The sequence below is a fragment of the Modestobacter sp. VKM Ac-2983 genome, assembly GCF_026967885.1.
GTDB lineage: Bacteria > Actinomycetota > Actinomycetes > Mycobacteriales > Geodermatophilaceae > Modestobacter.
This window is the reverse complement of the sequence record NZ_JAPVBK010000002.1, coordinates 455,172-481,646: the sequence shown is the minus strand read 5'-3', so window position 1 is coordinate 481,646 and position 26,475 is coordinate 455,172. Positions and strand designations below refer to the sequence as shown.

The window sequence follows — 26,475 nt, the reverse complement described above, 5'->3', positions numbered from 1 at the left end:
GGTCCTCGGCCTGACCGGCCCTCAGCTGCGGACGAGCCGCCGGGTCGGTACCTGATCCCCGGAGTGCGCGGTGAGGGCGCGCAGGGCCTCTCCCAGCGTGGCGACGTCGGCCAGCGGCGTGGCCGAGCTGCAGCTCACCCGGACCGCGCCCGGCAGCCGGTCGGTCCGGTCCGCCCGCGCGTCGTCGTGGAACTGCTGCACCTCGCCCGGGGTGAGCCCGAACAGCCGGCTGAGGTAGGGGTGGGCGCAGAAGCACCCGCTGCGGACCCCGATGCCGTGCTCCCGGGCCAGCCGCTCCGCGACCTCCCCGTGGGGCATCCCGTCGATGACGAAGGCGGCCACGGGAAGACGGTCGCCGGACACCGGCCCCAGGCGGTGCAGCCCGGGGACGGTGGCGAGCTCGTCGTCCAACGCCCGGACGAGGAGGTCCTCGTGGAAGCGGTTCCGCCCTGCCGCGGCGAGCAGTTCCTCCGCTGCGGCGGCGAGGGCCACGACGCCGACGACGTTGGGCGTGCCCGCGTCGTCCCGGTCGGGGGTGTCGGCCCAGATGACGTCGGTGTGCGAGACCGCCTTCACCGCCCCGCCCCCGACGAGGAAGGGCTCGCCGTCGGCGAGCAGCCGGCGGTCGACGACCAGGCCGCCCGCGCCGAAGGGCGCGAACATCTTGTGGCCGGACCACGCGAGCACGTCGATCCCGAGGGCGGCCATGTCCACCGGGCGGTGCGGCACCAGTTGCGCGCCGTCGACCACCACCAGCACTCCCCGGTCCCGGGCCGCCGCCGTGATCGCGGCCAGGTCGGGCATCCAGCCGGTGACGTTGGACGCCCCGGAGACCGCCAGCACGCGTGGCGTGGGCCGCTCGTCGAGGGCGGCGACCACGGCCGCGACGTCAAAGGTCCCGGCCCGGTCGACGTCGACGACCCGCACCTGCGCGTGGCGCTGCCAGGGCAGCAGGTTGGCGTGGTGCTCGACCGCGGTGGTGACGACGACGTCGTCGCGGGTCAGGCCCAACCGGAAGGCGGTCAGGTTGAGGGCCTCCGTGGTGTTCCGGGGGAACAGGGCCACGTGCGTCGCCGGATCGGCTCCCACGAACCGGAGGAGGGTCTCCCGCGCCTGCTCGTACCGGGCACTGGTGAACTGCGACTTCGCACCGGCTCCCCGGTGGACGCTGGAGTACCACGGCAGGAACTCCTGCACGGCCCGGACGACGCCCGCCGAGGCCGACGTGGTGGCGGCGGCGTCGAGGTCGACGTAGCGACGCTGCTCACCGCCGACGGAGATGCGGAGGTCGGCGCCGATGAGGGGGTCCACCTGGGCCAGGTCCCCCGTTCCGACCGAGGACGTCATCACCATCGAGCTCCCGTCATGACGGTCACCGTCCGGGCGACCGCTCGGGAGCCTCTCACCGCTGACCCCCGACGACGGGTGACGACACCCCCACCGACTGTCGTGACAGCCAGCTCGTCCTGATCAGCGTGCGGAGGGTCGCCGGCTCAGCTCGCGACCAGCACGAAGAAGACGAAGCTCAGGAACGACGTCCGGCCGGTGAACTGGGGCGGCAGGAGCTCCGGTGGGGTGTCCGGTGACCACGGCGGTTCACTGATCCGGTGGAGCTGGAAGCCCGCGTCGGCGAAGGCATCCGTCATGGCATGCAGCGGCCGGTGCCAGTACGTCAGCTCAGCCTGCTGGTCCCCGAAGGTGTACTCGTCCGTCCACTGGGTGAGGCTGAAGTAGTCGGTCTCGGGGTGCAGCATCTTGTAGAGACTCGGGTGGTTCACCGACAGCACGAGCCGGCCACCCGGCCTGAGCACGCGACGCAGCTCGGCCAGCGGTGCGGACCAGTCACGCAGGTAGTGCAGGACGAGCGAGGCGGTCACGTCGTCGAAGCCGCCGTCGGCGAAGGGCAGCGGGGCCGACAGGTCGGCGACCTGGACGTCGGCGTCCTCGCCGAGCCGCTCCCGCGCCAGCTCTACCATGACCGCGCTCGAGTCGAAGCCCGTCACGACCGCACCCCGGGCGCGCAGCGCCGCAGCGAGCGGTCCGGAGCCGCAGCCGGCGTCGAGGACGCGGCGACCGCGTACGTCACCGACGAGGTCCAGCATCGCGGGTCGCTCGTAGTGGGCGTTGATGAGGTTGACGTCGTTCTCCGCGGAGTACGCCGCACCGAAGCTGTCGTAGTCGTTGACCTGCACGCGCGGCCTCGCCTCCGGTGACCCGTCGAACGGGAGGCCAAGGTAGCGGAGCGGGCCGGCGGGGTCCCGTCCCACGCCGCTGCAGTCACGCGCATCGACGGCGTCCTCAGTCGAGCGGTTCCTCCCGCAGGACGTCCTCAGGCGCAGTCCGGAGTTGTTCCGACGTCTCGCCTTCCCATCCCTGCACTCGCAGGCACTCCTGGTGCAGGCGGCGGTAGCACGCTCCGACGGGTCCAGGGATCTCGAGGTCCTCATCGGTCACCCAGAGGTTGTCGACCAGGAGGTGCGGGGCGCCGAAGACGACGGTTCCCGCGTCGAGGGTCTCGGAGTCGCCGTGGCGGGTCAGCGACACCCGCACCCGGTACATGTGGGTGCCCACGACGTCCTCGGGGTCGGGGACCTGCAGGGAGAACTCGAACCGATCGGCTCGAGCGGGCTCGATCTCCTGGGCGACGTCCACATCGAGGACCTGACCAGCCTCCGGATCGAGAGGCAGGGTCACGTCGTACGTCTGACTGACCATCAGTGCGCCGCCCGCCTCGCACACCTCGAAGAAGGCGTGGTCGAGCACCTCGAGCTGCGCGCCGGTCACCACAGAGACCTGATCGCCGACGTTGCGCACGGCGACCTGGACCTTCGGTGACACGATCTCGAACTCACCCTCGCGCTGGCCGGTCACGACGGAGCCGTCCAGGACCGTGACGCCGACGACCTCGAGGTCAGTTCGAGGGCGGTTGACCCACGACGTGATCCCCACGCCCAACGCGGTGACGAGCACCGGGGCGACCACCCAGGCGGCGACCTTCTCCGGGGTCAGCCAGCGTGCCCTCGTCACCGGTCCAGCAGACCGTCCCTGGACGCGGACCGCGTCCGCGCCGACCTCACGACGCAGGCGCTCTGGTTCCGGTACATGGCCCTGACGGGCACGGGCGACCTCATCGACCTCGACGGCTACCTGCAGGGACTGACGTCCCTGGAGAGCGGCCAGCAGGTCGTGCTCGCGCAGGCCCTCGACGAGGCGTTGGGCGACGGGCCCGGCGCTCGCCGCCGCCAGGCGCCCTGACTCCCTGTCGCCGTCGGGTCTCCATCGCCTCCGGCCGGCAGCCGCGGGGCCGGTGGGAAGGACTGACACCGGTCTCGGTGTTGTCCGGCCGTACTCGACAGAGAGGCAGGCACCCATGACCACTGAGACCGCGATCCTCGCCGGCGGCTGCTTCTGGGGCGCCCAGGAGCTGCTGCGCAAGCGCCCGGGGGTGCTCTCCACCCGCGTCGGCTACTCGGGAGGTGACACCCCGAACGCCACGTACCGCGATCACGGTGACCACGCCGAGGCGGTCGAGATCGTCTTCGAGCCCGATGTGATCCCGTTCCGGGAGCTGCTGGAGTTCTTCTTCCAGATCCACGACCCCTCGACGAAGGACCGGCAGGGCAACGACGTCGGTCGCAGCTACCGCTCGGCGATCTTCTACACCAGTGACGAGCAGCAGCGCGTCGCGCTCGACACCATCGCCGACGTCGACGCCTCGGGCATCTGGCCAGGCGAGGTCGTCACCGAGGTCGAGGCGGCCGGCCCGTTCTGGGAGGCCGAGGACGAGCACCAGGACTACCTGCAGAAGATCCCCTTCGGGTACACGTGCCACTACGTGCGTCCCGACTGGGTGCTCCCGCGTCGCGAGGCGCAGACCACCCGATGACCTGAGGTCCCCGACCTGGTCGCTCGACAGGAGCGACCAGGTCGGTCGGTGCCGTCAGAGCCGCAGCGTCAGCCGCGGGGCACGGCCCCCAACAGCATGGTCCGGATCGCCAGCTGCAGGGAGTCCTGCAGTTCCAGGTGCAGGACGGCGAGCGCCGGCTCGGCCTCGTAGGCGGCCCGCACGCCGGGCGGCGGCGAGCTGTAGGGCGCCAGGGCGCCGGCCAGCACCATCGCCTGGAAGCAGAACGTCTCGGCCGCGGCGCCGAGCTCTGGCACGTACCGGCGCAGGAGATCGGCCGCGGCAGCGAGCCGGGTCAGGGCCGTGCGCTTGTGGCGGGTGACGACCTCGACGGTGACGTTGCGCTCCAGGACGCCGCCCTGCGCCCCCACCAGGTCGCACAGCACCCGGTTCCCCGCCAGTGACCGGGCGAGCACCGCAGCCAGCTGTTCGGCCCGCGGCTCCAGCGGCAGGCCCGTGTCGATCCCGGTGGCCAGGTCGTCGGTCAGCTCGGCGAGCCAGTCCCGTAGGACGGCGTCCATCAGCTCGAGGAGCACGCCTTCGCGGGAGTCGAAGTAGCGCAGCACGTTGGACTTGGCCAGGCCCACGCGACGGCTGAGCTCGTTGAGGCTGACGTCGGCCACCGGCATCTCGTCGAGCATCGCGGCCGCCGTGTCCAGGATCGCCCGGCGCCGGATCTCGCGCTGCTCCTCACTGCGGGCCCGATGGAAGGTCACCGCGCAACCCTAGCACCTTGCAGACCACCGGTCTCTTGACAGCAGACCGGTGGTCTCTTAGCGTCCTCGACACAACAGACCGATGGTCTCTTCAGGAGGACGCTGTGAGCACCAGCTGGACAACGCGCGACATCCCCGACCAGCAGGGCCGGGTGGCGGTCGTGACCGGCGCCAACACCGGCCTGGGCTTCGAGGCCGCCAAGGCCCTCGCCGAACGGGGCGCCGCGGTGGTGCTCGCCGTGCGGGACGTCGACAAGGGCCGGCAGGCAGCGGCCCGGATGGCCGGCGACGTCACCGTTCAGCGGCTCGACCTGACGTCGCTGGAATCGGTCCACGCGGCCGCGGCCGAGCTGCGCGCCGCGCACTCGCAGATCGACCTGCTCATCAACAACGCCGGGGTGATGTACACCCCCAAGCAGACGACCCAGGACGGCTTCGAACGGCAGTTCGGCACCAACCACCTGGGTCACTTCGCCCTCACCGGGCTGCTGCTCGACCTGCTGCTGCCCGTTCCCGGTTCGCGGGTGGTGACGGTCAGCAGCGTCGGCCACCGCATCCGCGCGGCGATCCACTTCGACGACCTGCAGTGGCAACGCTCGTACTCCCGAGCGGGCGCCTACGGGCAGTCGAAACTCGCCAACCTCATGTTCACCTACGAACTCCAGCGCCGGCTCGCGGTGCACGGCACCACCACCGTCGCTGCGGCCGCGCACCCCGGGGTGTCGAACACCGAACTGGTCCGCAACTCCCCCACCGTCCTGCGGGCGCCGATGGACTGGCTGGCTCCGCTCCTCACCCAGCCGGCCGCGATGGGCGCCCTGCCGACGCTGCGGGCCGCGACCGACCCGGCCGTCCTGGGCGGGCAGTACTACGGTCCCAGCGGCCGCGGCGAGGTCCGCGGGCACCCCCGGCTCGTCACGTCCAGCCCGGAGTCCTACGACCTGGCGGTCCAGCAGCGGCTGTGGGCTGTCTCCGAGGACCTCACGGGCGTGACGTTCGGTGTCTGAGCACCCCTCGTCGACGAGGTGCCTCGACCTCTCGATGCCGCGCGAGTTCCTCCGAGCGCCCATGACGATCGGTGCGGTCGCGGCCAGCGGGAGAGCGCTGACCCGCGCCGCCATCGCACCGGTGCCCCTCGGCGCAGACGTGGTCGTCGTCGAGCTGGGTCCTGGCACCGGGGCGATGACGACGGCCATCGAGCAGCGGCTCGCTGGGCGGGGCCGGCAGCTGGCGATCGAGGTCAACGCACGGCTGGCCAGGGCCCTGTCCACCCGGCACCCGGCCGTCGCGGTGGTCCAGGCGGACGCCGCCCAGCTCGGCACGGTGCTCACCGACCGCGGCATCGCGCACGCCGACGTCGTCGTCAGCGGCCTGCCGTGGGCCGCATTCCGGCCGCAGCAGCAGGCGCAGCTGCTCGACGCGATGGTCACCGGTCTCTCGCCGGATGGCGTGTTCACCACGTTCGCGTACGTCCACAGCCGGTGGACGCCCGCCGCCCGACGGTTCCGCCGGGAGCTGGAGGCGCGGTTCGAGGAGGTGCTCATCGGCCGGACCGTCTGGCGGAACCTCCCGCCCGCCGTCGTGTACTACGCGCGCCGGCCCACGACAGCCGGGCGAGGCGCGGTCCGCGATCAGCTGAGGATCCGGTCGGCGCGCCGGAGGTCCTGGACGAGCTCCTCGCGGCTCTGTCCGTCGACGTGATGGCGCCACATCGGCCTTCCCGGGGCACTGCACCATGACTCGCTGAGTGGGCTGTCGTCGACCGCGTCGAACCCGAGGTCGTCGTACAGGCGGGTGACGAGCTCGACGGCGTCCGGGAAGTCGCTCGAGACGACCAACGCCTTCCGGTCGGGCGCCGGTCGGCCTGGCCAGCCGCAACAGGGCGGGCATCCTGTCCCCCGGGACGCGGATCGGGTGGCGTCGTGGAACTGGACGTGCGAGAAGGCCCTCACGAGGGCCGGGGTGACGTGTCGCTCACGTCATCGGGGGTGCTCCACGATGCTCGCGCGAGGTCCACTCGTACGTCGTCGCCACGGTGCAGCAAGGGCGTGGACTCCATGTCGTCACCGATTCCTGTCGGCGGGGTGGCGGCGCCGCCCCGACCGCCCCGCTCCGTCAGCTGGGTCCCGGAGGGCGGCGGGCCGGTCGTGGTGCGGCGGCTCAGCCGGCTGTCGCCCGGGCGGCCTCGGCGATCAGGTCGGCGACCGCGCCTGGCCGGGACACGGCGACGGCGTGGGAGGCATCGACCTCGACGGCCGTGGACCGTGCCCGCTGGGCCATGAAGACCTGAGCCTCGGCCGGGACCGCGAGGTCCTGCCGCGTGACGAGCGTCCAGGACGGGATGGTCCGCCAGGCCGCCGCCGTCGCCTTCTCCTCCAGCGCCTCGCTGGTGATGGGCCGCTGCGTCGCGACCATCAGCTCGGCGACCTCCGGCGGGACGTCGGCGGCGAACACTCGCCGGAACTTCTCCGGCTGGATGTACAGGTCGGTCACCGTGCCGCCGTTCCCGTCGGGGACGGGGACCGGGTCCAGCGCAGACCCGAGTTCGTTGCCGGGGAACTTCCCGGCCAGCTCACCGGTGCTCTCCCCTTCCTCCAGCAGGAAGCTGCCCACGTAGACGAGTGCCCGGACGCCGGGGTGCCCGTCGGCCGCCACGCTCATCACCGAGCCGCCGTAGGAGTGGCCGGCCAGCACGATCGGGCCGCTCACCTGGTCCAGGACGCTGCGCAACTGCAGGGCGTCGTAGCGCAGGCTCCGGAGCGGGTTGGCCGCGGCGATGACCGGGTGGCCATCGCCCCTGAGCTGCTCGATCACCCCGTTCCAGCTCGCGGACTCGGCGAAGGCGCCGTGCACGAGCACCACGGTGGGCTTCTCCTGCGCGGTGATGGCGGGGTCGATGGTCATGCTCGTTCCTCTCGGTCCGCAGCGACCGGGACGACCGGATCGGTCGCGTCAGCGCTGATGCATCGACCGTAGGAAGCGGTGCCCCGGCCTCGCGTACGTCAGATGACCGTCGCGACGACGGTGGGTCGGCCGGTCATGGGCCGATCGCGGCACGCAGGGCCACCCGCGAGGTGATCCCCAGCTTCGGGAAGATGCGGTGCAGGTGCGTGCCGACCGTCCGGTGCGAGAGGTACAGCCGCGCGCCGATCTCCCGGTTGGTCAGGCCGTCGGCGGCCAGCTGCGCGATCAGCAGTTCCTGCGGGCTCAGCTGCTCGCGTGCCTCCGGGGTGCGCGGCCTGCTCTGCTCCCCCGAGGCCCGCAGCTCCTGCCGCGCCCGGTCACCCCAGGCAGCGGCGCCCAGGGCGTCGAAGGTGTCCCGCGCAGCCCGCAGCGGGGCCCGTGACTCCCCCGCCCGCCGACAGCGCCGCAGCCAGGCCCCCTGGGCCAGCTGCAGGCGGGCACGGGCAAGGGGCCAGGAGCCCAGGTCGGCCGCCAGAGCGGCCGCGAAGAGCTCCTCGGCCTCGTCCTCGGGAGCCAGGAGCGCTCGGCCGTACCGGAGCCCGATCTGCAGCACCGGCGACCGGGTCCGCGCCGCGATCGCCCCGAGGTCCGCCACGATCGGCTCGACCACGGCCCGGTGCCCGCTGTGGACGGCGGCCTCCACCAGGTCGCCGACGGCGAAGCTGCGCACCACGGGGTGGTGGGCAGGGTCGGCTGGGTCGGAGAGGCGGACGAGCTGGTCCCAGGCCGTCTCGTGCCGCCCCGAGTTGAGCGCGACCATGCCGCGAGCGAACTGCACGACCGCCAGGACGGCGTTCGAGTCCACCTGCATCCCCAGCCGGGCCGCCTCGGCGAGGCGCTCCTCCACGTCCTCGGCGCCGCGGACTGCGGAGACGACCGACTGGACCACCAGGGCGACGGCCCTCATCAGCGGCTGCGCGGAGTCGGCCGCGAGCCGGGCGGCCTCGTCGGCAGCCGTGGCGGCCAGGTCGAACCGCCCGGCGTTGAGCGCGCTCCAGGCCTGCACCGTCAGGCCCCGGCCCAAGAGCCCGAGCCGGCCGTCGGCCCGGAGGCCCGCCAGCGCCGACGTCAGGAACTCCACGGCCAGCGGGAAGTCACCTACGACGCTCGCCGCAAAGCCAGCGGCCTGGGCCCGCGCCGGGTCGAGCGGACCGTCGGACAGGGCGCGCAACCGCTCGAGGGACACCGCTCCGCGGTCGAACGGCGCCACGTAGCAGAGCACCTCGACTGCGAGCACGTCGTCCGGATCGAGTGCCTGCTCGACGACCTCGAGAAGACCGGCGCGCGCCTCCGCGCCGGGATCAGCCCACCAGCACCGCAGCGCCGCGGCCTGGAGGAACCTGAGCGCCTGGTCCGCCCGGCCGTCGGCGGCGGCCGCGGCGGCGACCTCCGTCAGCATCCGGGTGCCTGCGCGGACGTCGTGGATGCCCTCCTCGAACCCCTCCCGGATCACCGTCATGCGGGCCTGCTCCCGAGCCGGGACGTCGAGGGCCGCGGTCTCGCGCAGGAGGCGGTCGACGACGTCTGGGCGCCCCCACTCGAAGGCCAGCTCAGCCGCCCGCAGGTAGCGCCGCATCCGTTCCGCCGGGTCAGCGGTCAGTCGGGCGGCGCGCTCGAGCGCCGCCTGTGCCGCTGCCACGCCACCTCGGCGCTGGGCGCGGGTGGCGGCGTCCTCCAGTTCGGCGGCGACCGCGTCGTCCGGCGCATCAGCGGCCGCCGCCCGGTGCCAGATCCGCCGGTCGGTGCCACGGAGCGTCCCGGCCAGCGCGATGTGCGCGCACTGCCGCTCGGCCAGGGTTGCCCGCTGGCGGATCGCGTGGCGGACCAGCGGATGACGGAAGGTCAGCTCCCCGCCGTCGACGGCGACCAGTCCGACCTCGACGGCCGAGGCCAGCGCGTCCGCGGTGACCTCGGCGCCGCGGAGTGCGGACGCCGCGACCAAGGCCTCCCCCACGTCGCCCTCGTCCTCCAGCGCTGCGACGAGCAGCAGGTCCCGGGTCACGTCGGGCAGCCCAGGGAGCCGTGCTGCGAACGCCTGCTCCAGCCGCACAGTCAGTGTCAGGGGTGCCCAGTCGTCCCGCGCACGCTCCAGGGGCAGCTCCACCAGCGCGAGCGGGTTCCCCGCCGCCTCGGCCAGCAGGCGCCGGCGGTCGGCCGGCTCGAGCTGGGGCGCCCGCCGGGCCAGCACGTCCTCGGCGGAGCGACGGTCCAGGCGCTCCAGGTGGTGTTCGTCCAGCGCCGGGCCGGCGAGGGCAGGGGGGAAGCCGTCGCGCTGGGCCGCCACCATCACCACCGCCTCGGACTCCAGCCGCCGCGCGACGAAGCCGAGGACCTCGGCGCTGGGCCGGTCGAGCCAGTGCGCATCGTCGATCACCAGCACGAGGGGCTGGTCCGCGGCGCTGTCGCTGATCAACGTCAGGGCCGCCAGACCGATCAGGAAGAGCTCCGGTGCAGCGTCGTCGGTCATCCCGAACGCAGCCTTCAGCGCGCGCCGCTGCGGGGCGGGCAGCGCGGGGAGGCGGCCGAGCAGCGGCCGGACCAGCTGGTGGAGGCCGGCGAACGGCAGGGTCATCTCGGACTCCACGCCCGCCGTTGCCAGCACCCGCAGCCCGCGTCCGGCCGCGGCGTCGCACACGTGGTGCAACAAGGCGGACTTGCCGATCCCGGCCTCGCCGCAGACGAGGACGGCGGCGCCGCGGCGCCGCACGTCGCGGAGCAGTCGATCGAGCCCGTCGATCTCCGCATCCCGGCCCACCAGGCGGGCTGTCGTCATGTCCACGCCCATCAACGCCCCTCACCGTCCGGCTGCCGCACGGTGTTCGATCCCCCTTGCCGACGGCAAGCTAGTGCGCGCAGGGCTTCCCCGGTAAGGGGCCGGGACGACGTCTCCTGTTCCGACACGGCGGGGCTCTCTCGACTGCCCACCCGGTGGGTCACCGGCCGGGCACGCGCCGACGACGAGGGCACGGTCGTCAGGGCGCGATGAGGAGCTCCCTGATGCAGTCGCCGTCCATCACGAAGCGGTAGCGCAGGTCGACGACACCACCGGGGAAGTCGCCCTCCAGGTGCTTGGTGGCGACCCAGTGGGCGTCGTCGGAGCGCTCCGCGGCCACGAGGGTGCTGGTGTACGTGAACTCGGCCCCGGCCTTGGCCAGGAAGCGGCGGATCTCCTCGGTCCCGCGGTAGGTGAGGCCGTCGTCGACGACCACGGCGGTGGGTGAGAAGGCCCGCAGCGCGGTGTCCGCGTCGCCGGCATCATGCGCGGCGAGGTAGCCGCGGATCGTCGCGGGGAGCTGGTCGAGCTGGATGCGGGTCGGTGAGGTCATGTCCCCACGGTGCGGGTTCCCGATGCGGGAGGGTCAAGCGCTGGACTCTCCCCGGGGGCGAGGGTGCACAGTGCACGCATGCTGGCGATCGGCGAGTTCTCCCGGCTGACCCACCTCAGCGTGCGCACGCTGCGCCGCTACCACGACGCCGGCCTGCTCGAGCCCGCGGCAGTGGACGCCACGACCGGGTACCGCTACTACAGCGCGGACCAGATCCCGATCGCCCAGGTCATCCACCGCCTGCGGGGGCTCGACGTCCCGCTGTCCGACGTCCAGCGCATCCTGCGCTCCCCCGACCCGAGCACCCGGGCCGCCCTCGTCGCCGACCACCTGCAACGACTCGAGTCGGAGCTGGATCGGACCCGCGCCGCGGTGACGTCGCTGCGCCGACTGCTCCGGCCGGAGCCGGCCCCGCTGGACGTCGAGGTCCGCGCCGTCCCGGCGACGACGGTGGCCGCGGTCGAGGACGACGTGGCGCACGAGGAGGTGCTCGACTGGTACGCCGGCGCCATGGCCGAGCTGGACGCCGTGGTCCGCCAGCCGACCGGGGCTCCGGGCGGGCTCTACGACAACGCGCTCTTCGAGGACGGCCGCGGGCACCTCCTCGTGTACCGGCCGACGGCGGAACCGCCGCGCAGCGGCCGGGTGCACCCGGTCACCCTGCCGGCCGTCGAGCTCGCCGTCACGACCCACGTCGGCGAGCACGACGGCATCGACGTCACCTACGGCGAGCTCGGCACCTGGGTGGTGAGCAACGCGCTGGCCGTTGCCGGGCCGGTACGGGAGACGTACCTGGTCGGCCCACGAGACACGGCCGACCCGGCTGCCTGGCGCACCGAGATCGGCTGGCCCGTCTTCCGCATGACCCCGCGATGAGCGGTCAGCCCGTCCGGCCCCTCGTGGCGACCAGGGCACCGGTCCACGCGTAGATGCGTCACGGCGCCTCCGGACCACGTGGAGCGGCACCCGAGCCCGGGAAGCCGGGTGCAGTGGGCCGGGACCTGGGCGCGCCCCCGTGGGTGATCCGTGGGTCAGCCGCCTGTGGCCGGCGCGCCGGCGGCTCGATCGACCAGCCAGCCGATCGCTACGCGCGCCACGACCGACCACGGCCGTGACAAGGCCTCCATGAGGTGCCGCCCGCGGCGCTCACGAGGTCCGGGCATGCGACGACGCGCACTACCGGTCCAGCCAACAGATCGCCGAGTGACCGGACGTCAGCCCCGTGACGGTCGCGCACACGTTCACCGGGTGGTGAGGAGACCAGGAGCGCCGACTGTGTTCACTGCGCGGACGAGTGGGACGCCAGACCGTCCGCCATCCTCTGCATCACCCCGCGCATGATGCGACGCATCAGCCACCGGGTGCCCCAGCGAGCGGTGTAGCTGCCTGACCACCGGATGGTCGTTCCCCCGGACGACGTCTCATCCAGTTCGATCACCGCGGCGTAGTCGAAGACGAGAGCACTGCGCACTCCCTCGTAGGCGAAACGCCGGGGAGGATCGAGAGCGGTGATGCGCTCGACCGTGACCACCTTGCCGGTGCGGAAGGCTCGGGTGGCGCCGACTCCGTCACGGCCATCGGGTGCCAGCCCCTCGGATCGGTCCAGAACCAGCTCATCGACGGTCGACCATGTTGGCCAGCTGGCCGAGTCGAGCAGCAGCGTCCACACCTCAGGGCGCGGAGCCGCCGACACCGCTCGCGCCTCATAGGAAAGCACCAGGGCACTCCTCACAGGAGCATGAGACTCATAGGGGCATGAAACGACAGCGACAGTGTCTGCCTGTCGCAGACTTGACCCCCGGCCCTCCTCCGGCCACGACCCCATGGCAGGAGCGTCACGCCAGAGAAGCCCCGCGCTTCTCGCTGTGGTCCGCGAACACCGAAACGGTGGCCTACCCGCGGGATGACCCACCCAAGCTGACACCAGGTGACCAGCGAGGAGACGACGCCCCCCTGCCCGGCCAGGGAGTACTCGCCTTCACACCGTCGCCCGTTCATGGCAGCGGCGCCCACACGCCCGCCGCGATCCCTTGCACTCATGGGCCACCTGCTCGAGCAGGAAGCTGCGATGGCCCATTCTCTGGGGGCGGCCTCGACCCAGCCTCCTGCCCATGCGAGCCGTGCAGATCACCCGCTTCGGCGGGCCCGAGTTCATGGACGTCGTCGACCTGCCCGAACCGGTCCCCGGGGACGGCGAGCAGCTGGACGAGGTGAGCTCGGCGGGGTAGACCACGCCGACGCGCATCACCGGCCGTCGTCCAACTGACTCGACCGCACCCTCCGCCCGGCACCACGAGATGGGGAGTGGGCTGGTAGTCCAATTGCCCACCAGGACTCAGAGAACTTGAACGAGCGTGCCGCCGTCAGCACGCAGGGCGCTGCCGTTCGTGGCTGCGGAGAGCGGGCTGGCGAGGTAGGTCGTGAGCGATGCCAGCTCGGCAGGGTGGAGGAACCGCTGGACGAGTGATGTGGCGTTCCCGTGCGCGATGACGGCCTTCATGTCCGCCTCGGGGAGGCCCTGGGCCTCGGCTATGGATCGGACCGCTGTCGCGACGCCGTCGGAGTAGGTCGGGCCTCCGACGATGGCGTTCACCGTGACCTCGCTGCCGCGGGTCAACTTGGCGAGGCCGTTGCTGAGCGCGAGCAGAGCCGCTTTCGTGACGCCGTAGTGGATCATGTCAGCCGGGACGTTGACGCCGGACTCGCTGCTGATGAAGACGACGCGGCCCCAACCCCGGGCGAGCATGCCGGGCAGGAGCTGCCGGGACAGGCGGACGGCACTCATGACGTTGACGTCGTAGAACAACTGCCAGTCCTCGTCCGTGACGGCCGCGAAGGGCTTCACCTCGAAGAGGCCGACGTTGTTGACCAGGATGTCGACGGCACCGAGGGCATCCAGCACCTCCCGGACCTGCGTGTCGTCCGCGAAGTCGCCTGCGACGCCGGACACCTCGACGCCGCGCTCCTCCGCGCGCAGGCGAGCGACTGCCTCCTCGACCCGTTCGGACCTGCGGCCGTGGAGAACGACCGAGACCCCCTCGGCAGCGAGGGCCCGAGCGATGGCGTAGCCGATCCCCTGCGTCGATCCGCTGATGAACGCACTCTTGCCCACGAGCTGTAGATCCATGTCCGGCCTCCGTCGTCACTTGCCTGGGCAAGTGAAACTAGGTCGCTTCACTTGCCTCGTCAACTGACCTAAGCTGCAGCGCATGCGCTGCCGGGATGACCATCGACATGGGTGAGGCGCCCGACCCGCCCGGGTTCGAGGACGATGAGCTGCACACGTGGTCCGGCTTCGCGACCGTCCTCGAGTGGCTGCCAGCACTGCTGGACGCCCAGCTCCAGCGGGACGCCGACGTCACGCACTTCGAGTTCGGCGTCCTGTTCGCCCTCATGCACGCGCCGGACCGCACGCTGCGGATGAGCGTCCTGGCGGGCTACGCGAACAGCACGTTGACCCGGCTCTCCCGCGCAGTGACGCGGTTGGAGCGACGACGATGGGTCCAACGCGCCGTCGACCCTGGCGACGGGCGCTACACCCTGGCGACCCTCACCGACCTCGGGCGGGACAAGGTCGAGGAAGCCGCGCCGGGACACATCGCGACCGTCCGGCGGCTGGTCCTGGAGCCCCTGACGAAAACGCAGCAACGCCAACTCCAAGACATCACCCGGCGCATCCTCTCTGCAGCCGGCGCCGGACGAGCCTGGCGACCCCCGAGCGAATGACGCACAGCTCTTCTGCGAGGAGAGCGACGACGGCTGCCGACTGCTGGGAGCGAACGCTGCCTCCGCCCGGGCTGCCGATGATCCCGGTACCGCCCCGACCGGCCGGTCACCTACGGCATCAACGGCTCGATCACCGCCCACTGCCCATCGGACAGCTCGGCACCGGTGCCCAACGGTTCAGGAACGGGCACCGGACCTGAACACCCCGGAAGGCCACGGCGGGTGCGGACGGCCGCGCGCTGCGGTCCACCCCACGGCGGGACGACCCCGTGCGGCGAGGCAGGTGCCGCCCTCCGTCACCACGGCACGACGTCGTCCCGGCTCACGTAGGTGCCGGTGGGACCGTCGTCGGCGAGCATGGCCAGGCGCACGATCACATCACTCCCCTCGGTGACCGTCTGGGTGCCCTGGTGGTCGTTCAGGTCCGTCTTCGTGTAGCCGGGGTCAGCGGCGTTCACCAGCATGCCGGGCAGCTCCCGGGAGTACCGGAGGGTGAGCATCGTGAGCGCTGTCTTCGAGATGGCGTACACGGGCGGGACGACCCGCCAGTCGAACATGTCGTGCTCGAGGGTCGCCGCGAACGAACCCACGAAGGAGGACACGTTGACGATCCGGGCGTGCCGGGACTCCCGGAGGAGCGGGATGAAGGCGTTGGTGACCCGCAGCGCCCCCAGCAGGTTGGTGTCCAGCATCGCGGCGGCGTCGGCGGCGTCCGTGCTCTCCAGTGGTGCCACCACACTGTTGACCGCGGCGTTGTTGACCAGGACGTCCAGGCGACCGTGGTCCTGCCGCACCCGTTCAGCCGCCCCGTCCACGCTGGCCTGGTCGGTCACGTCCAGGTGGATCAGACCGACGCCGAGGTCGGCGGCGGCTGCGCGGCCGCGCCCAGCATCTCGCGCGCCGATCACGACCGTGTGCCCGGCGTCGCGGAGCCGTCGGGCCGTCTCGTACCCGATGCCCTTGTTGCCCCCGGTGACGAGGGTGATGGTGTCCATGGGCGCCAGCGTGCGACGCCGCGGAGCCGGGTGGAAGGCGACGTGGGTCGGTAGGACTGCTGGTACCACCCTCCGCTGGCAGCGGCCGGGGCGAGGCAGGATGGTCGCGTGGCAGCCCCTCTGAGCGATCCCGGAGCAGCGCCAGGTCTCGGGACCCTGTTGCGCCGGTTCCGGGACCGCTGCACCTTCGCTCCCGTCGACGCGGTCGCCGCTCGCCGCGCCCCGGGTCTCCGCCGCGAGGAACTGGCCCTGCTGGCAGGCGTCTCCGTGGACTACGTGGTGCAGCTGGAACAGGGACGGGCGTCCCGACCGTCGGCGTCCGTGGTCGCGGCACTGTCCCGCTCGCTGCGCCTCGACCCGGACGAGTCCGCGCTCCTGCACCGCGCCGCCGGCCTGGCCCCCGTCGTCGGGCCCGTGGTCCGAGTCGTCCCCGAAGGCGTCGAGCGCATGGTCGCTCGCCTGCAGCAGTGGCCGGTCGCCGTGTACTCGGCCGACTGGTGGCTGCTCCGGTGGAACACCGCCTGGTCGGCGTTGCTCGGTGACCCCGCGCCCGTCGGGGCCCGTGAGCGCAACGTCGTCTGGTTCGAGATGACCCAGCCGAACCCGGGCGTGTGGATCGATCCCAGCGAGGACGAGAACTACCGGGACGCCATCGTGGGCGACCTGCGGGTGGCCCTGGTCGAGCATCCCCGGGACCCGGAGCTGGTGGACCTCGTCGCCGCTCTGCGCCAGACCAGTCCCGAGTTCGTCGAGCGCTGGGACGCCGCACGTCCCGCCCGCTTCCGGGGCATGCGCAAGCACGTGCAGCACCCCGACGTCGGACTGCTCGTCCTGGACGGCGACGTCCTCCAGGCGCCTGGCTCCGACGTGCGCCTGGTGGTCTATTCACCGGCACCCGGGACGCGGGATGCGCACCGTCTCACGCAGCTCTCGCTCCCCAGCACCACCACCCCCTCACCAGGCTCCCCGCTGACCGTCCGCTAGTCGTGCTGCCCGGACAGGTTGGTGCAGCGCTTCCCGAGGCATCCGGCGCCACGGAGGCATCGGGCGGCGACCGCGCGGCCCGCTGTTCCGAGCACCCAGGGCCGGCACAGGGCAGGTGCACATCCGCGTCGCCACGACGACGTGCAGGTCGGCGATTCGTCCACCCGGAGAACGGGCCGGCCGGTGGAACGGCGCTCATCCGAGCGACCTCGGGCGGACCGACACATGCACGCGCCATGCAGGTCCCGCGGGAGGAGCCCCGACGAGGTGTGGGGCAGGGCAAGCTGACCCCGTGCAGCACATCGGGATCGACCTCGCCTGGGGGCTCAAGCAGCCCACCGGCCTCGCCGTGCTCGACGACACCGGCCGACTGGTGCACGTCTGCGCGGTGCGCACCGACGAGCAGATCGAGACCGCGCTGGCCCCGTTCACGACCGGCCCGTGCATCGTGGCGATCGACGCCCCGCTGGTGGTCACCAACGCCACCGGCAACCGGGCCGCCGAGCGGGCGCTGAACGCCGACTTCGCGAGGTTCCAGGCCGGGACGCACCCGACGAACACCGGGAAACCAGAGTTCACCGATGGTGACACCCGGGCCGGGCGGATCGGCCGGCGCCTGCGGCTGGACCTCGATCCCCGCTCGGGCCGCGACCGCCGTGGGATCGAGGTCTACCCGCACGCGGCGACGGTGGCGCTGTTCCGGCTGGGCCGCACGCTGAAGTACAAGAACAAGCCGGGCCGGGTGCTCGAGCAGATGCGCGCGGAGCTGCTGCTGCTCATCGACCTGCTGGGCGCGGTGGTCGAGCTCGACCTCGGCGCACCGTTCGCCGGGCTGCGCCAGCAGGTGCAGGCCGCCACCCGCAAGAGCGAGCTGCGGGTGGCGGAGGACCAGGTCGACGCCGTGGTGTGCGCCTACGTGGGATGGATCGCCGTCCGGCGCCCGGACGAGGTGACCACATACGGCGACGCGGCCGGCGGCGCCATCGTGACCCCGACCCTGCCGCCGGACCTGCAGCCCGGCCCCCGGGTCGCCGCACCCGCGGCCGACCCGGTGCAGCAGGCCATCCAGGCGTACGCCGACGGCCGGCCCGAGACCCTGGTCGCCGGGGCGCAGGCGCTCGCACTCGTCACCGGGGTGCTCGACGACGCGGGGATCAACTACCTGTCGGTGACCGGGCGGACCAAGACCATCGCCTCGTTCGCGGAGAAGGCGGCCCGCACGGTCGACGGCGTGCTCGCCTACCCGGATCCGGCGCGGGAGATCACCGACCAGATCGGCGTGCGGGTGATCACCTACGTGCAGAGCGACGTGGAGGCGGTCGCGGAGCTGCTGGCCGCGCAGGTGCGGGTGATCGACGACCGCGACATGGGTCGGCGGACCGCGCAGCAGGGCCGGTTCGGCTACGCCAGCCGGCACCTGCTGATCGGCGTGGACCCGGGTCGGGTGGCCGAGCTGCCGGAGCTGGTCGGGCGCGTGGTCCAGGTGCAGGTGCGCACGGTGCTGCAGCACGCGTGGGCCGAGTTCGAGCACGACATCCGCTACAAGGGCACGGTGCCGGCCGAGCACGCCTCCGAGTTCGACCGCCGGTTCACCCTGGCCGCCGGGCTGCTGGAGCTGGCCGACCAGGAGTTCACCGCGATCCGCGAGCGCCTCCGGGCACCGGTTCCCGCCGACGAGGTCGACGACACCGACCCCGACGACCCCCGGATCGCGCCCCGCGAGCTGGCTGCGTTCCTGGCCGGGCAGTACGCCGACGCCGGCTGGTCGCGTCCGGACCACTACACCTGGATCTCCGGCCTGCTGCTGGAGCTGGGCGTGACCAGCCTGGTGGAGCTGGGCGAGGTGCTGCGCGGCGCCGACGACAGCGGCATCCCCGCCCGGATGGACTACCGCTATCCCCCGGGTGCCGTGCGCCGGCTGGACGACACGCTGTTGGCCGGCTTCGGGCAGCGGTACGTGGAGCTGCACGGCAATGCCGACCGGCGGGCCGCGCTGACCACCCGGCTGCAGCGGCTCACCGGCGGCTGACCGACGGCCGGCTGTACCCGGAGGGCCGGGGTCAGCCGATCGGGAAGCGGTCGGTGCCGAGGACGGCGAGCAAGGCCAGCTTCTCGGCGTCCTCGGTGCCCGGGGTCGCGGTGAAGACGAGCAGAGACTGCCCTTGGTCGGGGTCCAGCAAGGTCTGGCAGTGCAGGTCGAGTCGGCCCAGTTGCGGGTGCACGAATCGTTTGGCGTCTCTCCACCGCAGCCCGACCTCGTGCCGGTCCCAGAGCTCGGCGAACTCGGCGCTGTCCCGCCGCAACGTGGCGACCACCTGCGCCGCCCGCGAGTCCGCGCCGTCCCGGGCCGCTGCCGCGCGGAGCTGGGAGACCTGCACCCGGCCGTTGAGCTCGTGGTCGTCGAGCAGGTACCGCGCGCGCTCACCGTGGTCGGTGAACCACCGGTAGGTCGCACTGCGCGCCAGGCCGGCGTGCTGCGTCTGCTCACCGAGCAGGGCGATGGCGGCCGGGGTCTGCAGCAGCGTCTCGCCGGCCGGCCCGATCACCTGGGCAGGGGTGTCGGCGAGGCGGTCGAGCACCCGCAGCAGAGCCGGGCCCACGTGCTCGCCGCGCAGCTCCCGGGACGCCGGCCGGTGCCCGCAGAGCAGGAACAGGTGGTCGCGCTCGGCCAGGGTCAGCCGCAGGCCACGGGCCAGCGCGGCGGCCATCTGCGCCGAGGGCTGCGGGCCGTCGCCGCGCTCGAGGCGGGCAACGTAGTCCACCGACATCGCGCACAGCTCGGCGACGTCCTCGCGCCGGAGCCCTGGGGTGCGCCGGCGCACCCGCGGGACCAGCCCGACGTCCTCCGGGCTCAGTGCTTCCCTGCGCGCGCGCAGGAAATCACCGAGCGCAGCTTGGTCCACCGACCGCCCCATGGTCCTCCTGTCGTCACCCCATGGTCGCGGCCGGCAGCGTCCTCAGCCACTGACTGGGGGTCAGTGGCTGGGCGTGTCCTTTCTGCTGCGCCCGCGCTGCCGTGCACTGATGCCGTCGGCACGATCGAGGAGGAGTTCAGATGAGCGAGTGGACGGCGGCAGACCTGCCGGACTCGACCGGGCGCACGGTGCTGGTCACCGGCGCGGGCCGGGGCATCGGCTGGGTGACCGCGCGGGAGCTGGGCCGGGCCGGCGCCCGGGTGGTGCTGGGGGTCCGTGACCCGGACAGGGTCCGGTCCGCGGTCGCCGGGCTGGCCGGCGAGTTCGACGTCCGCCGGTTGGACGTGTCGGACCTGTCGTCGGTCCGGGAGTTCGCCGCGGCGTGGACCGGGCCACTGGACGTGCTGGTGAACAACGCCGGGGTCATGGACACCCCTGCCGCGCGGACGGCGGACGGCCTCGAGCGGCAGACCGCGACCAACTACACCGGCCCCTTCGTGCTGACGAACCTGCTGCTGCCGCACGTCACCGGTCGGGTGGTCAGCGTGACCAGCCAGTTGCACCGTCTGGGGAAGGTGGACGTCGCCGACCTGGACTGGAGGACGCGGACCTACCGACCGATGCAGGCCTACCGGGACTCCAAGCTCGCTCAGGTCCTCTTCTCCCTGGAGCTGCAGCGCCGGTTCACCGCGATCAGCAGCCCGGTCCGCTCGGTGCTGGCCCACCCGGGCATCGCCCACACCGGCCTGGTCGACCACTCCAGCCAGAAGGTCGTCCTGCGCCTGGGAGGCCCGCTGCTCAACGACGTCGAGCACGGCGCCCTGCCGACGCTGTTCGCCGCGACCCAGGACGTGCCGGGCAACGCCTACGTCGGGCCCGACGGCATCGCCAGCGTCAAGGGCCACCCGACGGTGCGCCGCCAGGCGCGGAAGGGGCTGGACGAGGAGACCGCCCGCGCCCTGTGGGCGGCCACCGAGGCCCTGACCGGTGTCCGGGCCGAGTTCTAGGTGTGCTGACCGGGCAGGTTGGTCGCATGCACTGCGGACCTCGGCACTGCGGACCTCTGGGCCGCGCCTAGCCTCACGTGCATGCGATCAGTGCAGATCACCCGCTTCGGCGGACCCGAGGTCATGGACGTCGTCGACCTGCCCGACCCGGTGCCCGGGGACGGCGAGACGTTGTTCGACATCTCCTCCGCCGGGGTCAACTTCGCCGACACCCACCAGACCGAGGACAGCTACCTCGCCAAGCAGCAGCTCCCGCTGATCCCGGGGGCCGAGTTCGTCGGCACCCCGGCCGGTGGCGGCCAGCGCGTGGTGGGCCTGCTGCCCGGCGGCGGCTACGCGGAGCGGGTCGCCGCGCACCCGCGGCTGACCTGGCCGGTGCCCGACGGGGTGACCGACGAGCAGGCACTCGCCGTGGTCCTGCAGGGGGCCACCGCCTGGCACCTGCTGCGCACCTCCGCCCACCTGGCCGAGGGCGAGTCCGTCGTCGTCATCGCCGGCGCCGGCGGGGTCGGCACCCTGGCGATCCAGCTGGCCAAGCGCTGGGGCGCCGGCCGGGTCATCGCCACCGCCTCCAGCCCGGAGAAGCGGGAGCTCGCCGCGTCCCTCGGCGCCGACGCCACCGTCGACCCGGCGCTGGCCACTGACGACCCGAAGGCCTTCACCGCCGCACTCCGCGAGGCCAACGGCGGCGGACGGGTCGACATCGTGCTGGAGATGACCGGTGGCAACGTCTTCGACGGGTCGCTGTCGGCGCTGGCGCCCTTCGGCCGGCTGGTCGCCTACGGCATGGCCGGTCGGGAGGCCCCCGCCACGGTCGCCGTGCCCGCGCTGATGGGCACCAGCCGGGCGGTCATCGGCTTCTGGCTGGCGCACTGCATGACCCGGCCGGAGATGATGGACGCCGCGATGACCGACCTGCTGGCGATGGTCGCCGACGGGACCCTGAAGCCGGTCTCCGGTGGCCGCTACCCGCTGACCGCCGTCCGGGAGGCCCACCAGGACCTGCTCGCCCGGCGCACCACCGGCAAGCTCGTCCTCGACCCCACCCGCTGAGGCGCCAGGCACAGGAGGCTTTCCACCCAGTTCTCGAGCCAGAAGTGGGCGAAGAGCTTCCTATGCCTGGGAGGGAGCCGGCTAGAGCAGGCGGTTGGTCCAGAGCAGGGACGCGACGACGCCGAGGAACGCGAACAGCACGCCGCCGCGGACGAACCACGGACTGATGTCCTGCGCCTCGGTGGTGTAGCCGATCTGGCTGCCCAGGTCCTCGAAGACCTCTGACAGCTCCGCGGCGCTGGCCGCCTCGCTGTAGCTGCCGTCGGTCTCCTCGGCGATCTGCTCCAGCGTGGCCCGGTCGACCGGCACCGGCACCCGCTCGCCGTTGATGTCCAGCGTCCCGTAGTCGGTGCCGAACGCGATCGTGGAGACCGGCACCGAGGCGGCGTTGGCGGCGTCGATCGCCTGGGTCGCCTCCCGACCCACGGTGCTGTACCCGTCCGACAGCAGCACGATCCGGGCCGGCGGCGCCTCCATCCCCTCCGAGGCCAGCGTCGCCTGGTAGTTGGTGATGGCGGTGAGCGAGGTGAAGATCGCGTCCCCGATCGCCGTCGCCTCGGCCAGCTCGAGGTTCTCGATCGCGGTGCGCACCTCCTCCCGGTCCGTCGTCGGGGTGACCAGGGTGGCCGCCGTCCCGGCGAAGGCGACCAGCCCCAGGTTGATCCGCTCCGGCAGCACCTCCACGAACTCCTCGGCCGCCAGCTGCATGGCCTGGAAGCGGTCGGGCTCGACGTCGGTCGCGCGCATGGACAGCGAGACGTCGACGGCCATGATCACCGTGGCGCGTTCCCGCGGCACCCGGACCTCGGTGCTCGGCTGCGCCAGCGAGGCGACCAGCACCGCGAGCCCCAGGGCGACGAGCCCGAACGCGACGTGCCGGCGCCACCCGGCCCGTTTGGGCACCAGCGAGCCGAGCATCGCCACGTTGGTGAAGCGCGCGGCGTACTTGGCCCGGCGCCGCTGCAGCAGCACGTAGAGGCCGACCAGGGCCACCACCGCCAGCAGCCCGGCCAGCCACCACGGGGACTGGAAGGTCATCGGGAGGCCCCTCCACTGCCGGCGCGCCGGCGGTCGGCGACGTAGCGGACGACGTCGGCCAGCCAGTCGCGGTCGGTCTGCAGTCTCAGGTGCCCGGCACCGGCGCGGCGCAGGGCGGCGGCGATCTCGCGGCGCTGGGCGGCGGCGCCCTCGGCGAAGCGGCGGCGGACCTCCGCGTTCCCGGTGGGCACCTCCAGCGTCTGACCGGTCTCGGGGTCGACGACGGTCAGCAGGCCCACGTCGGCCAGCTCCAGCTCCCGCGGGTCGACGACCTCGATGGCCAGCAGGTCGTGCCGGGCCGACAGCCCCCGCAGCGGGCGCTCCCAGTCGGCGGTGTTCTGCGCATCGGAGCCCAGGAAGTCGGAGATGACGACGACCAGCCCGCGCCGCCGCGGCGGGCGGCGCAGCGACTCCAACGCCGCGGCGAGGTCCCCGCGCCGGCCCGCCGCGGCCCGCGGGGTGGCGACGACGGACCGCAGCAGCCGGTCCGCGGCCAGCCGCCCGGGGGTGGCCGGGTACCGGTCGACCCGCTCGCCGGTGGTGACGACGGCGCCCAGCCGGTTGCCGCCATGGACGGTGAGGTGGCTGACCGCCGCGAGGCCGGCGATCGCCAGGTCCCGCTTCTCGCACTCGGCGGTGCCGAAGTCCAGGCTGGCCGAGAGGTCGAGGACCACCCAGGTCTCCAGCTCCCGGTCGGCGATCGTCTCCCGGACGTGCGGCACCTGGGTACGCGCGGTCACCGGCCAGTCCATCCGGCGGACGTCGTCCCCGGGGTGGTAGGTCCGGGAGTCACCGGCCTCGCTGCCCGAGCCGGGCACGAGCCCCAGGTGGTCGCCCTGCAGCAGCCCGTCCAGCCGGCGGCGGACGGTGAGCTCCAGGCGGCGCAGCAGCACCGCCGAGTTGCTGCCGGGGCCGAAGTGCGGCGGGGCGCCGTCGCCCGGCGCCCGGCCGGTGTCGTCCGGGCTGGTCACACCGGCTGCGGGCCGAAGCCGCCGTCGGGACGACCGCCGCCCTGCGGCGCACCCTGGGGAGCGCCGTTCGGGCTGCCCTGCGACGGGCCGAAGGAGGGGCCGCCGAAGCCGGGGACCGACGGGCCACCGGGGGAACCCGGCCCGTAGCCGGCGGCGCGCTGCCGCGGGGTGACCTGCGGCAGCGGCACGCTCTGCACCACCCGCTTGACGATGTGGTCGGCCGGCACGCCGTCGGCCAGCGCGTCGTAGGAGAGCACCAGCCGGTGGCGCAGCACGTCACCGGTCACGTCCAGCACGTCCTGCGGGAGCACGTAGTCGCGGCCGCGGATCAGCGCGAGCGCACGGCTGGAGGCGATCAGGCCGAGCGAGGCGCGCGGGCTCGCGCCGTAGGAGACCCAGTTGGCGACGTCGGGCATCCCGTGCTCGTTCGGCGCCCGGGTCGCCACCACCAGCCGGACGACGTAGTCGACCAGCGCGTGGTGCACGAACACCTCCGACGCGGTGCGCTGCAGCCGGCGCACGTCCTCGGGCCCCAGCACCGGCTGAGCCTCCGGCGGGGTCGACCCCATCCGGTAGATGATCTCCCGCTCTTCCTCCGGGCTCGGGTAGTCGACGAGCACCTTGAGCAGGAAGCGGTCGCGCTGGGCCTCCGGGAGCGGGTAGACGCCCTCGTTCTCGATCGGGTTCTGGGTGGCCAGCACCAGGAAGGGGTCGGGCAGCGGATGGGCGACGCCGCCGATGGAGACCTGCCGCTCGGCCATGACCTCCAGCAGCGCCGACTGCACCTTGGCCGGGGCCCGGTTGATCTCGTCGGCGAGCAGGAAGTTGGCGAAGACCGGCCCCAGCTCGGTGGCGAAGGTGTCCTGGCCGGACTTGTAGATGCGGGTGCCGATGATGTCGGCCGGCACCAGGTCGGGGGTGAACTGCAGCCGGGAGAACTTCCCGCCGACGACGGTGGCCAGGGTCTCCACGGCGAGGGTCTTCGCGACGCCGGGCACGCCCTCGAGGAGCACGTGCCCGCGGGCCAGCAGGCCCACGAGCATCCGCTCGACCAACCGGTCCTGGCCGACGATGACCCGCTTGATCTCGAACAGCGCACGCTCCAGGCGCGCGGCGTCGACCGAGGGCGGGGTGGGCTGTTCGGGGGCGGGCGAGCTGCCGGCGGCGGTCACGCGTCGAGTGTCCTACATCTGGCTGTGCGACCAGCGGGGCTGCACGGTCCGGCAGCCGACGACACCCCGATCCGAGGCGTCGTCGGCCCTGCCCGCAGACGGGCCGGGCTGCTAGCCTGACGCTCGCGTCGGGCAGCTCCCCCCGTGGCTGCCCGACGCCTTTCTGCGCGGGCCGGCCGCTCCCGCCGACCCCTTGCCACTGTCGCGGCCTCAGCCGGTGGGGCGCACCGCGCCGAAGTAGTCGCTGCCGAACCACATGGTGCTGATCCGCACCACGTCACCGCTCTGGGGCGCCTGGATGACCTTGTTGCCGCCCAGGTACAGGGCCACGTGGTAGATCGAGTTGTAGTTGCTGCCGCTCCCCCAGAACACCAGGTCGCCGGCCTGCAGGTCGTCGCGGCCCACCGTCCGGTCGCTGAAGCGGGCCCACTGCGCCCGGCTGGTGCCACCGATGGCGATCCCGGCCTGGGCGTAGGCGTACTCGGTCAGCCCCGAGCAGTCGAAGCCCCAGATGTGCGTGTCCGGCGGGATGCCCCAGCTGGGACCGCGGCTGCCGCCACCACCCCAGGAGTAGGGCAGGCCCTGCTGGGTCTTCGCCGCCGCTATGGCGGTCTGCACGGCCGACCCGGACGGGGCGCCGGCGTTGTTCGGCACCGGGGCCGGCGCCGGTGCGGGCTTGGGAGCCGCCACCGGGGCGGGCGCGGGCCTCGGAGCCGGTGCCGGTGCCGGAGCGGGAGCCGGGGCGGGGGCCGGCGCGGGGGCCGAGCTGCCGCCGCCCGAGGAGGACGACGAGGGCGTCGGTGCCGGGGCGGGGACGGGGGCCGGGGTCGCGGCCCGCTGGGCGACCGCCCGCTCCTCGGCCGCCTGGCGCGCACCCTCCAGGCCGTACAGCGTCTGCTGCGCCTGCTCGAGCTCGGCCTCCAGTGCGTCCTGCTGCGCGACCAGCGCGACGGCCTGCTCGCGGGCGGCGACCTCCTGCTCCTGTGCGGACGCCAGCAGCTGCTCCGCCTCGGTCTTCAGCGTCTCGGCCTCGCCGACAGCCTGCTGGGCGGTCTGCTCGGCGACGGTCGCCTGCTCCTGCAGCACGGTGAGCTCGGCGACGACGTCGACCCGGTGCTCTCCCACGGCGCCGAGCAGCGCAGCGCGCTCGATCAGCTCTGCCGGTCCACCGGCGGTCATCAGCGCCCGCGCACCGGGGTTGGTGCTGCCCTGCTTGTAGCTGTCCCGGGCGAAGGCGGCGACCTCCCCCTTGCCCACCGCGACGTCGGCGGCGGCCTGGCCGGCAGCGGCCTGCGCCGCATCGGCTGCCGTGCGCGCCTCGTCGTAGGCGCCCTGCCGCTCCTCGTAGTCCTGCAGCGCGATCTGCGACCCGATGCGCGCGTCGTCGACCGCGGCCTGCGCGCCGGCGAGCTGACCGGTGATCGCCCCGACCTGGGCTGCGGCCTCCTCGCGGGCCCGCTGAGCCGCGAAGATGTCGCTGTCGGTCGGTGCGGCCACGGCCGTCCCGGGGGCGACCACGAGGCACGCGGCGACGACGGTGCCTGCGGCGAGCGCACGCTGCACCCAGCGGGCACCTGCTCGTCGTCCTGTGCTGACCTGCGTACCGACCTGTGCGTGCACGAACCCGACTCCTCCGTTGCCCGGCGCCAGGTTGTGCGGCGACGCCGGTCTCGACCAGTCCCGGCACACCCCTCGGGGTGTGCT

General features: G+C 73.0%; 26 protein-coding genes. 11 read left to right on the top strand and 15 right to left on the bottom strand.

Annotation, left to right across the window (positions count from 1 at the left end; genetic code table 11):
• Positions 1-21 precede the first annotated feature (21 nt).
• From O2W18_RS08710 to O2W18_RS08700, 3 genes are all read right to left on the bottom strand, one after another.
• Positions 22-1,347 carry an aminotransferase class V-fold PLP-dependent enzyme gene (locus O2W18_RS08710; RefSeq protein WP_269187143.1) on the bottom strand — a complete coding sequence of 442 codons (1,326 nt, stop codon included), beginning with the start codon at positions 1,345-1,347 and terminating at the stop codon, positions 22-24.
• Positions 1,348-1,493: 146 nt separating this feature from the next.
• Positions 1,494-2,192 (bottom strand): class I SAM-dependent methyltransferase, encoded by a 699-nt coding sequence (locus O2W18_RS08705; protein WP_269187142.1) that lies wholly within the window; start codon positions 2,190-2,192, stop codon positions 1,494-1,496.
• 106 nt (positions 2,193-2,298) lie between these two features.
• Positions 2,299-3,027, bottom strand: a complete 729-nt coding sequence (locus tag O2W18_RS08700) for a hypothetical protein (RefSeq protein ID WP_269187141.1) — start codon at positions 3,025-3,027, stop codon at positions 2,299-2,301.
• 75 nt (positions 3,028-3,102) lie between these two features.
• Here O2W18_RS08700 and O2W18_RS08695 point away from each other — a divergent pair, with 75 nt between their 5' ends.
• Together O2W18_RS08695 and msrA are read left to right on the top strand one after the other, a co-directional pair.
• Positions 3,103-3,255 (top strand): hypothetical protein, encoded by a 153-nt coding sequence (locus tag O2W18_RS08695; protein ID WP_269187140.1) that lies wholly within the window; start codon positions 3,103-3,105, stop codon positions 3,253-3,255.
• A gap of 115 nt (positions 3,256-3,370) precedes the next feature.
• Positions 3,371-3,886 (top strand): peptide-methionine (S)-S-oxide reductase MsrA, encoded by a 516-nt coding sequence (gene msrA / locus O2W18_RS08690; protein WP_269187139.1) that lies wholly within the window; start codon positions 3,371-3,373, stop codon positions 3,884-3,886.
• A gap of 68 nt (positions 3,887-3,954) precedes the next feature.
• Here msrA and O2W18_RS08685 read toward each other — a convergent pair whose 3' ends face one another.
• Positions 3,955-4,620 carry a TetR family transcriptional regulator gene (locus O2W18_RS08685; protein WP_269173739.1) on the bottom strand — a complete coding sequence of 222 codons (666 nt, stop codon included), beginning with the start codon at positions 4,618-4,620 and terminating at the stop codon, positions 3,955-3,957.
• Between the two features lie 104 nt (positions 4,621-4,724).
• Here O2W18_RS08685 and O2W18_RS08680 point away from each other — a divergent pair, with 104 nt between their 5' ends.
• Positions 4,725-5,627, top strand: a complete 903-nt coding sequence (locus O2W18_RS08680; RefSeq protein WP_269187138.1) for an SDR family NAD(P)-dependent oxidoreductase — start codon at positions 4,725-4,727, stop codon at positions 5,625-5,627.
• Positions 5,628-5,688: 61 nt separating this feature from the next.
• On the top strand, positions 5,689-6,321 hold the full coding sequence (locus O2W18_RS08675) for a class I SAM-dependent methyltransferase (RefSeq protein WP_269187137.1): 633 nt from the start codon (positions 5,689-5,691) through the stop codon (positions 6,319-6,321).
• A gap of 459 nt (positions 6,322-6,780) precedes the next feature.
• Here the strand turns inward: O2W18_RS08675 and O2W18_RS08670 are convergent, their stop codons facing one another.
• The 3 genes from O2W18_RS08670 to O2W18_RS08660 all read right to left on the bottom strand — a co-directional run bounded on the left by O2W18_RS08670 (position 6,781) and on the right by O2W18_RS08660 (position 10,910).
• The gene (locus tag O2W18_RS08670) at positions 6,781-7,524 is read right to left on the bottom strand and encodes an alpha/beta fold hydrolase (RefSeq protein ID WP_269187136.1); all 744 of its coding nucleotides are present in this window, start codon (positions 7,522-7,524) and stop codon (positions 6,781-6,783) included.
• Positions 7,525-7,657: 133 nt separating this feature from the next.
• The gene (locus O2W18_RS08665) at positions 7,658-10,357 is read right to left on the bottom strand and encodes an ATP-binding protein (RefSeq protein ID WP_269187135.1); all 2,700 of its coding nucleotides are present in this window, start codon (positions 10,355-10,357) and stop codon (positions 7,658-7,660) included.
• 199 nt (positions 10,358-10,556) lie between these two features.
• Positions 10,557-10,910 carry a nuclear transport factor 2 family protein gene (locus O2W18_RS08660; RefSeq protein WP_269187134.1) on the bottom strand — a complete coding sequence of 118 codons (354 nt, stop codon included), beginning with the start codon at positions 10,908-10,910 and terminating at the stop codon, positions 10,557-10,559.
• Positions 10,911-10,988: 78 nt separating this feature from the next.
• Here O2W18_RS08660 and O2W18_RS08655 point away from each other — a divergent pair, with 78 nt between their 5' ends.
• Positions 10,989-11,786 (top strand): MerR family transcriptional regulator, encoded by a 798-nt coding sequence (locus O2W18_RS08655; RefSeq protein ID WP_269187133.1) that lies wholly within the window; start codon positions 10,989-10,991, stop codon positions 11,784-11,786.
• 403 nt (positions 11,787-12,189) lie between these two features.
• On the opposite strand, the gene O2W18_RS08650 is transcribed toward O2W18_RS08655, so the two are convergent.
• The gene (locus O2W18_RS08650) at positions 12,190-12,627 is read right to left on the bottom strand and encodes an SRPBCC family protein (protein ID WP_269187132.1); all 438 of its coding nucleotides are present in this window, start codon (positions 12,625-12,627) and stop codon (positions 12,190-12,192) included.
• A 394-nt stretch (positions 12,628-13,021) separates the two neighbouring features.
• Here O2W18_RS08650 and O2W18_RS08645 point away from each other — a divergent pair, with 394 nt between their 5' ends.
• Entirely contained in the window at positions 13,022-13,138 is a 117-nt protein-coding gene (locus tag O2W18_RS08645; RefSeq protein WP_269187131.1) for a Zn-dependent oxidoreductase, read from the top strand.
• 107 nt (positions 13,139-13,245) lie between these two features.
• Here O2W18_RS08645 and O2W18_RS08640 read toward each other — a convergent pair whose 3' ends face one another.
• Positions 13,246-14,022, bottom strand: coding sequence for an SDR family NAD(P)-dependent oxidoreductase (locus O2W18_RS08640; protein WP_269187130.1), 777 nt, complete (start codon positions 14,020-14,022; stop codon positions 13,246-13,248).
• A 110-nt stretch (positions 14,023-14,132) separates the two neighbouring features.
• On the opposite strand from O2W18_RS08640, the gene O2W18_RS08635 reads away from it, so the two are divergent.
• Complete coding sequence (locus O2W18_RS08635) at positions 14,133-14,636, top strand: MarR family winged helix-turn-helix transcriptional regulator (protein WP_269187129.1); 504 nt, start codon at positions 14,133-14,135, stop codon at positions 14,634-14,636.
• A gap of 296 nt (positions 14,637-14,932) precedes the next feature.
• Here O2W18_RS08635 and O2W18_RS08630 read toward each other — a convergent pair whose 3' ends face one another.
• Positions 14,933-15,631 carry an SDR family NAD(P)-dependent oxidoreductase gene (locus O2W18_RS08630; protein ID WP_269187128.1) on the bottom strand — a complete coding sequence of 233 codons (699 nt, stop codon included), beginning with the start codon at positions 15,629-15,631 and terminating at the stop codon, positions 14,933-14,935.
• A gap of 108 nt (positions 15,632-15,739) precedes the next feature.
• Here O2W18_RS08630 and O2W18_RS08625 point away from each other — a divergent pair, with 108 nt between their 5' ends.
• Positions 15,740-16,615, top strand: a complete 876-nt coding sequence (locus O2W18_RS08625) for a helix-turn-helix domain-containing protein (protein ID WP_269187127.1) — start codon at positions 15,740-15,742, stop codon at positions 16,613-16,615.
• Positions 16,616-16,907: 292 nt separating this feature from the next.
• Entirely contained in the window at positions 16,908-18,644 is a 1,737-nt protein-coding gene (locus O2W18_RS08620; protein WP_269187126.1) for a DUF429 domain-containing protein, read from the top strand.
• Positions 18,645-18,675: 31 nt separating this feature from the next.
• Here O2W18_RS08620 and O2W18_RS08615 read toward each other — a convergent pair whose 3' ends face one another.
• On the bottom strand, positions 18,676-19,518 hold the full coding sequence (locus O2W18_RS08615; RefSeq protein WP_269187125.1) for a helix-turn-helix transcriptional regulator: 843 nt from the start codon (positions 19,516-19,518) through the stop codon (positions 18,676-18,678).
• Positions 19,519-19,670: 152 nt separating this feature from the next.
• Between O2W18_RS08615 and O2W18_RS08610 the strand changes: the two genes are divergently transcribed.
• Positions 19,671-20,537, top strand: a complete 867-nt coding sequence (locus O2W18_RS08610) for an SDR family NAD(P)-dependent oxidoreductase (protein WP_269187124.1) — start codon at positions 19,671-19,673, stop codon at positions 20,535-20,537.
• A gap of 81 nt (positions 20,538-20,618) precedes the next feature.
• On the top strand, positions 20,619-21,590 hold the full coding sequence (locus O2W18_RS08605; RefSeq protein ID WP_269187123.1) for a quinone oxidoreductase family protein: 972 nt from the start codon (positions 20,619-20,621) through the stop codon (positions 21,588-21,590).
• Between the two features lie 81 nt (positions 21,591-21,671).
• On the opposite strand, the gene O2W18_RS08600 is transcribed toward O2W18_RS08605, so the two are convergent.
• The 4 genes from O2W18_RS08600 to O2W18_RS08585 form a co-directional block, all read right to left on the bottom strand.
• Entirely contained in the window at positions 21,672-22,628 is a 957-nt protein-coding gene (locus O2W18_RS08600) for a VWA domain-containing protein (RefSeq protein ID WP_269187122.1), read from the bottom strand.
• The gene (locus O2W18_RS08595) at positions 22,625-23,599 is read right to left on the bottom strand and encodes a DUF58 domain-containing protein (RefSeq protein WP_269187121.1); all 975 of its coding nucleotides are present in this window, start codon (positions 23,597-23,599) and stop codon (positions 22,625-22,627) included. The genes O2W18_RS08600 and O2W18_RS08595 overlap by 4 nt, the downstream gene beginning before the upstream one ends.
• Positions 23,596-24,771, bottom strand: a complete 1,176-nt coding sequence (locus O2W18_RS08590) for an AAA family ATPase (RefSeq protein WP_269187120.1) — start codon at positions 24,769-24,771, stop codon at positions 23,596-23,598. Before O2W18_RS08590 ends, O2W18_RS08595 begins: the two co-directional genes overlap by 4 nt.
• 210 nt (positions 24,772-24,981) lie before the next feature.
• Positions 24,982-26,391, bottom strand: a complete 1,410-nt coding sequence (locus O2W18_RS08585) for a C40 family peptidase (RefSeq protein WP_269187119.1) — start codon at positions 26,389-26,391, stop codon at positions 24,982-24,984.
• Positions 26,392-26,475: the final 84 nt, after the last annotated feature.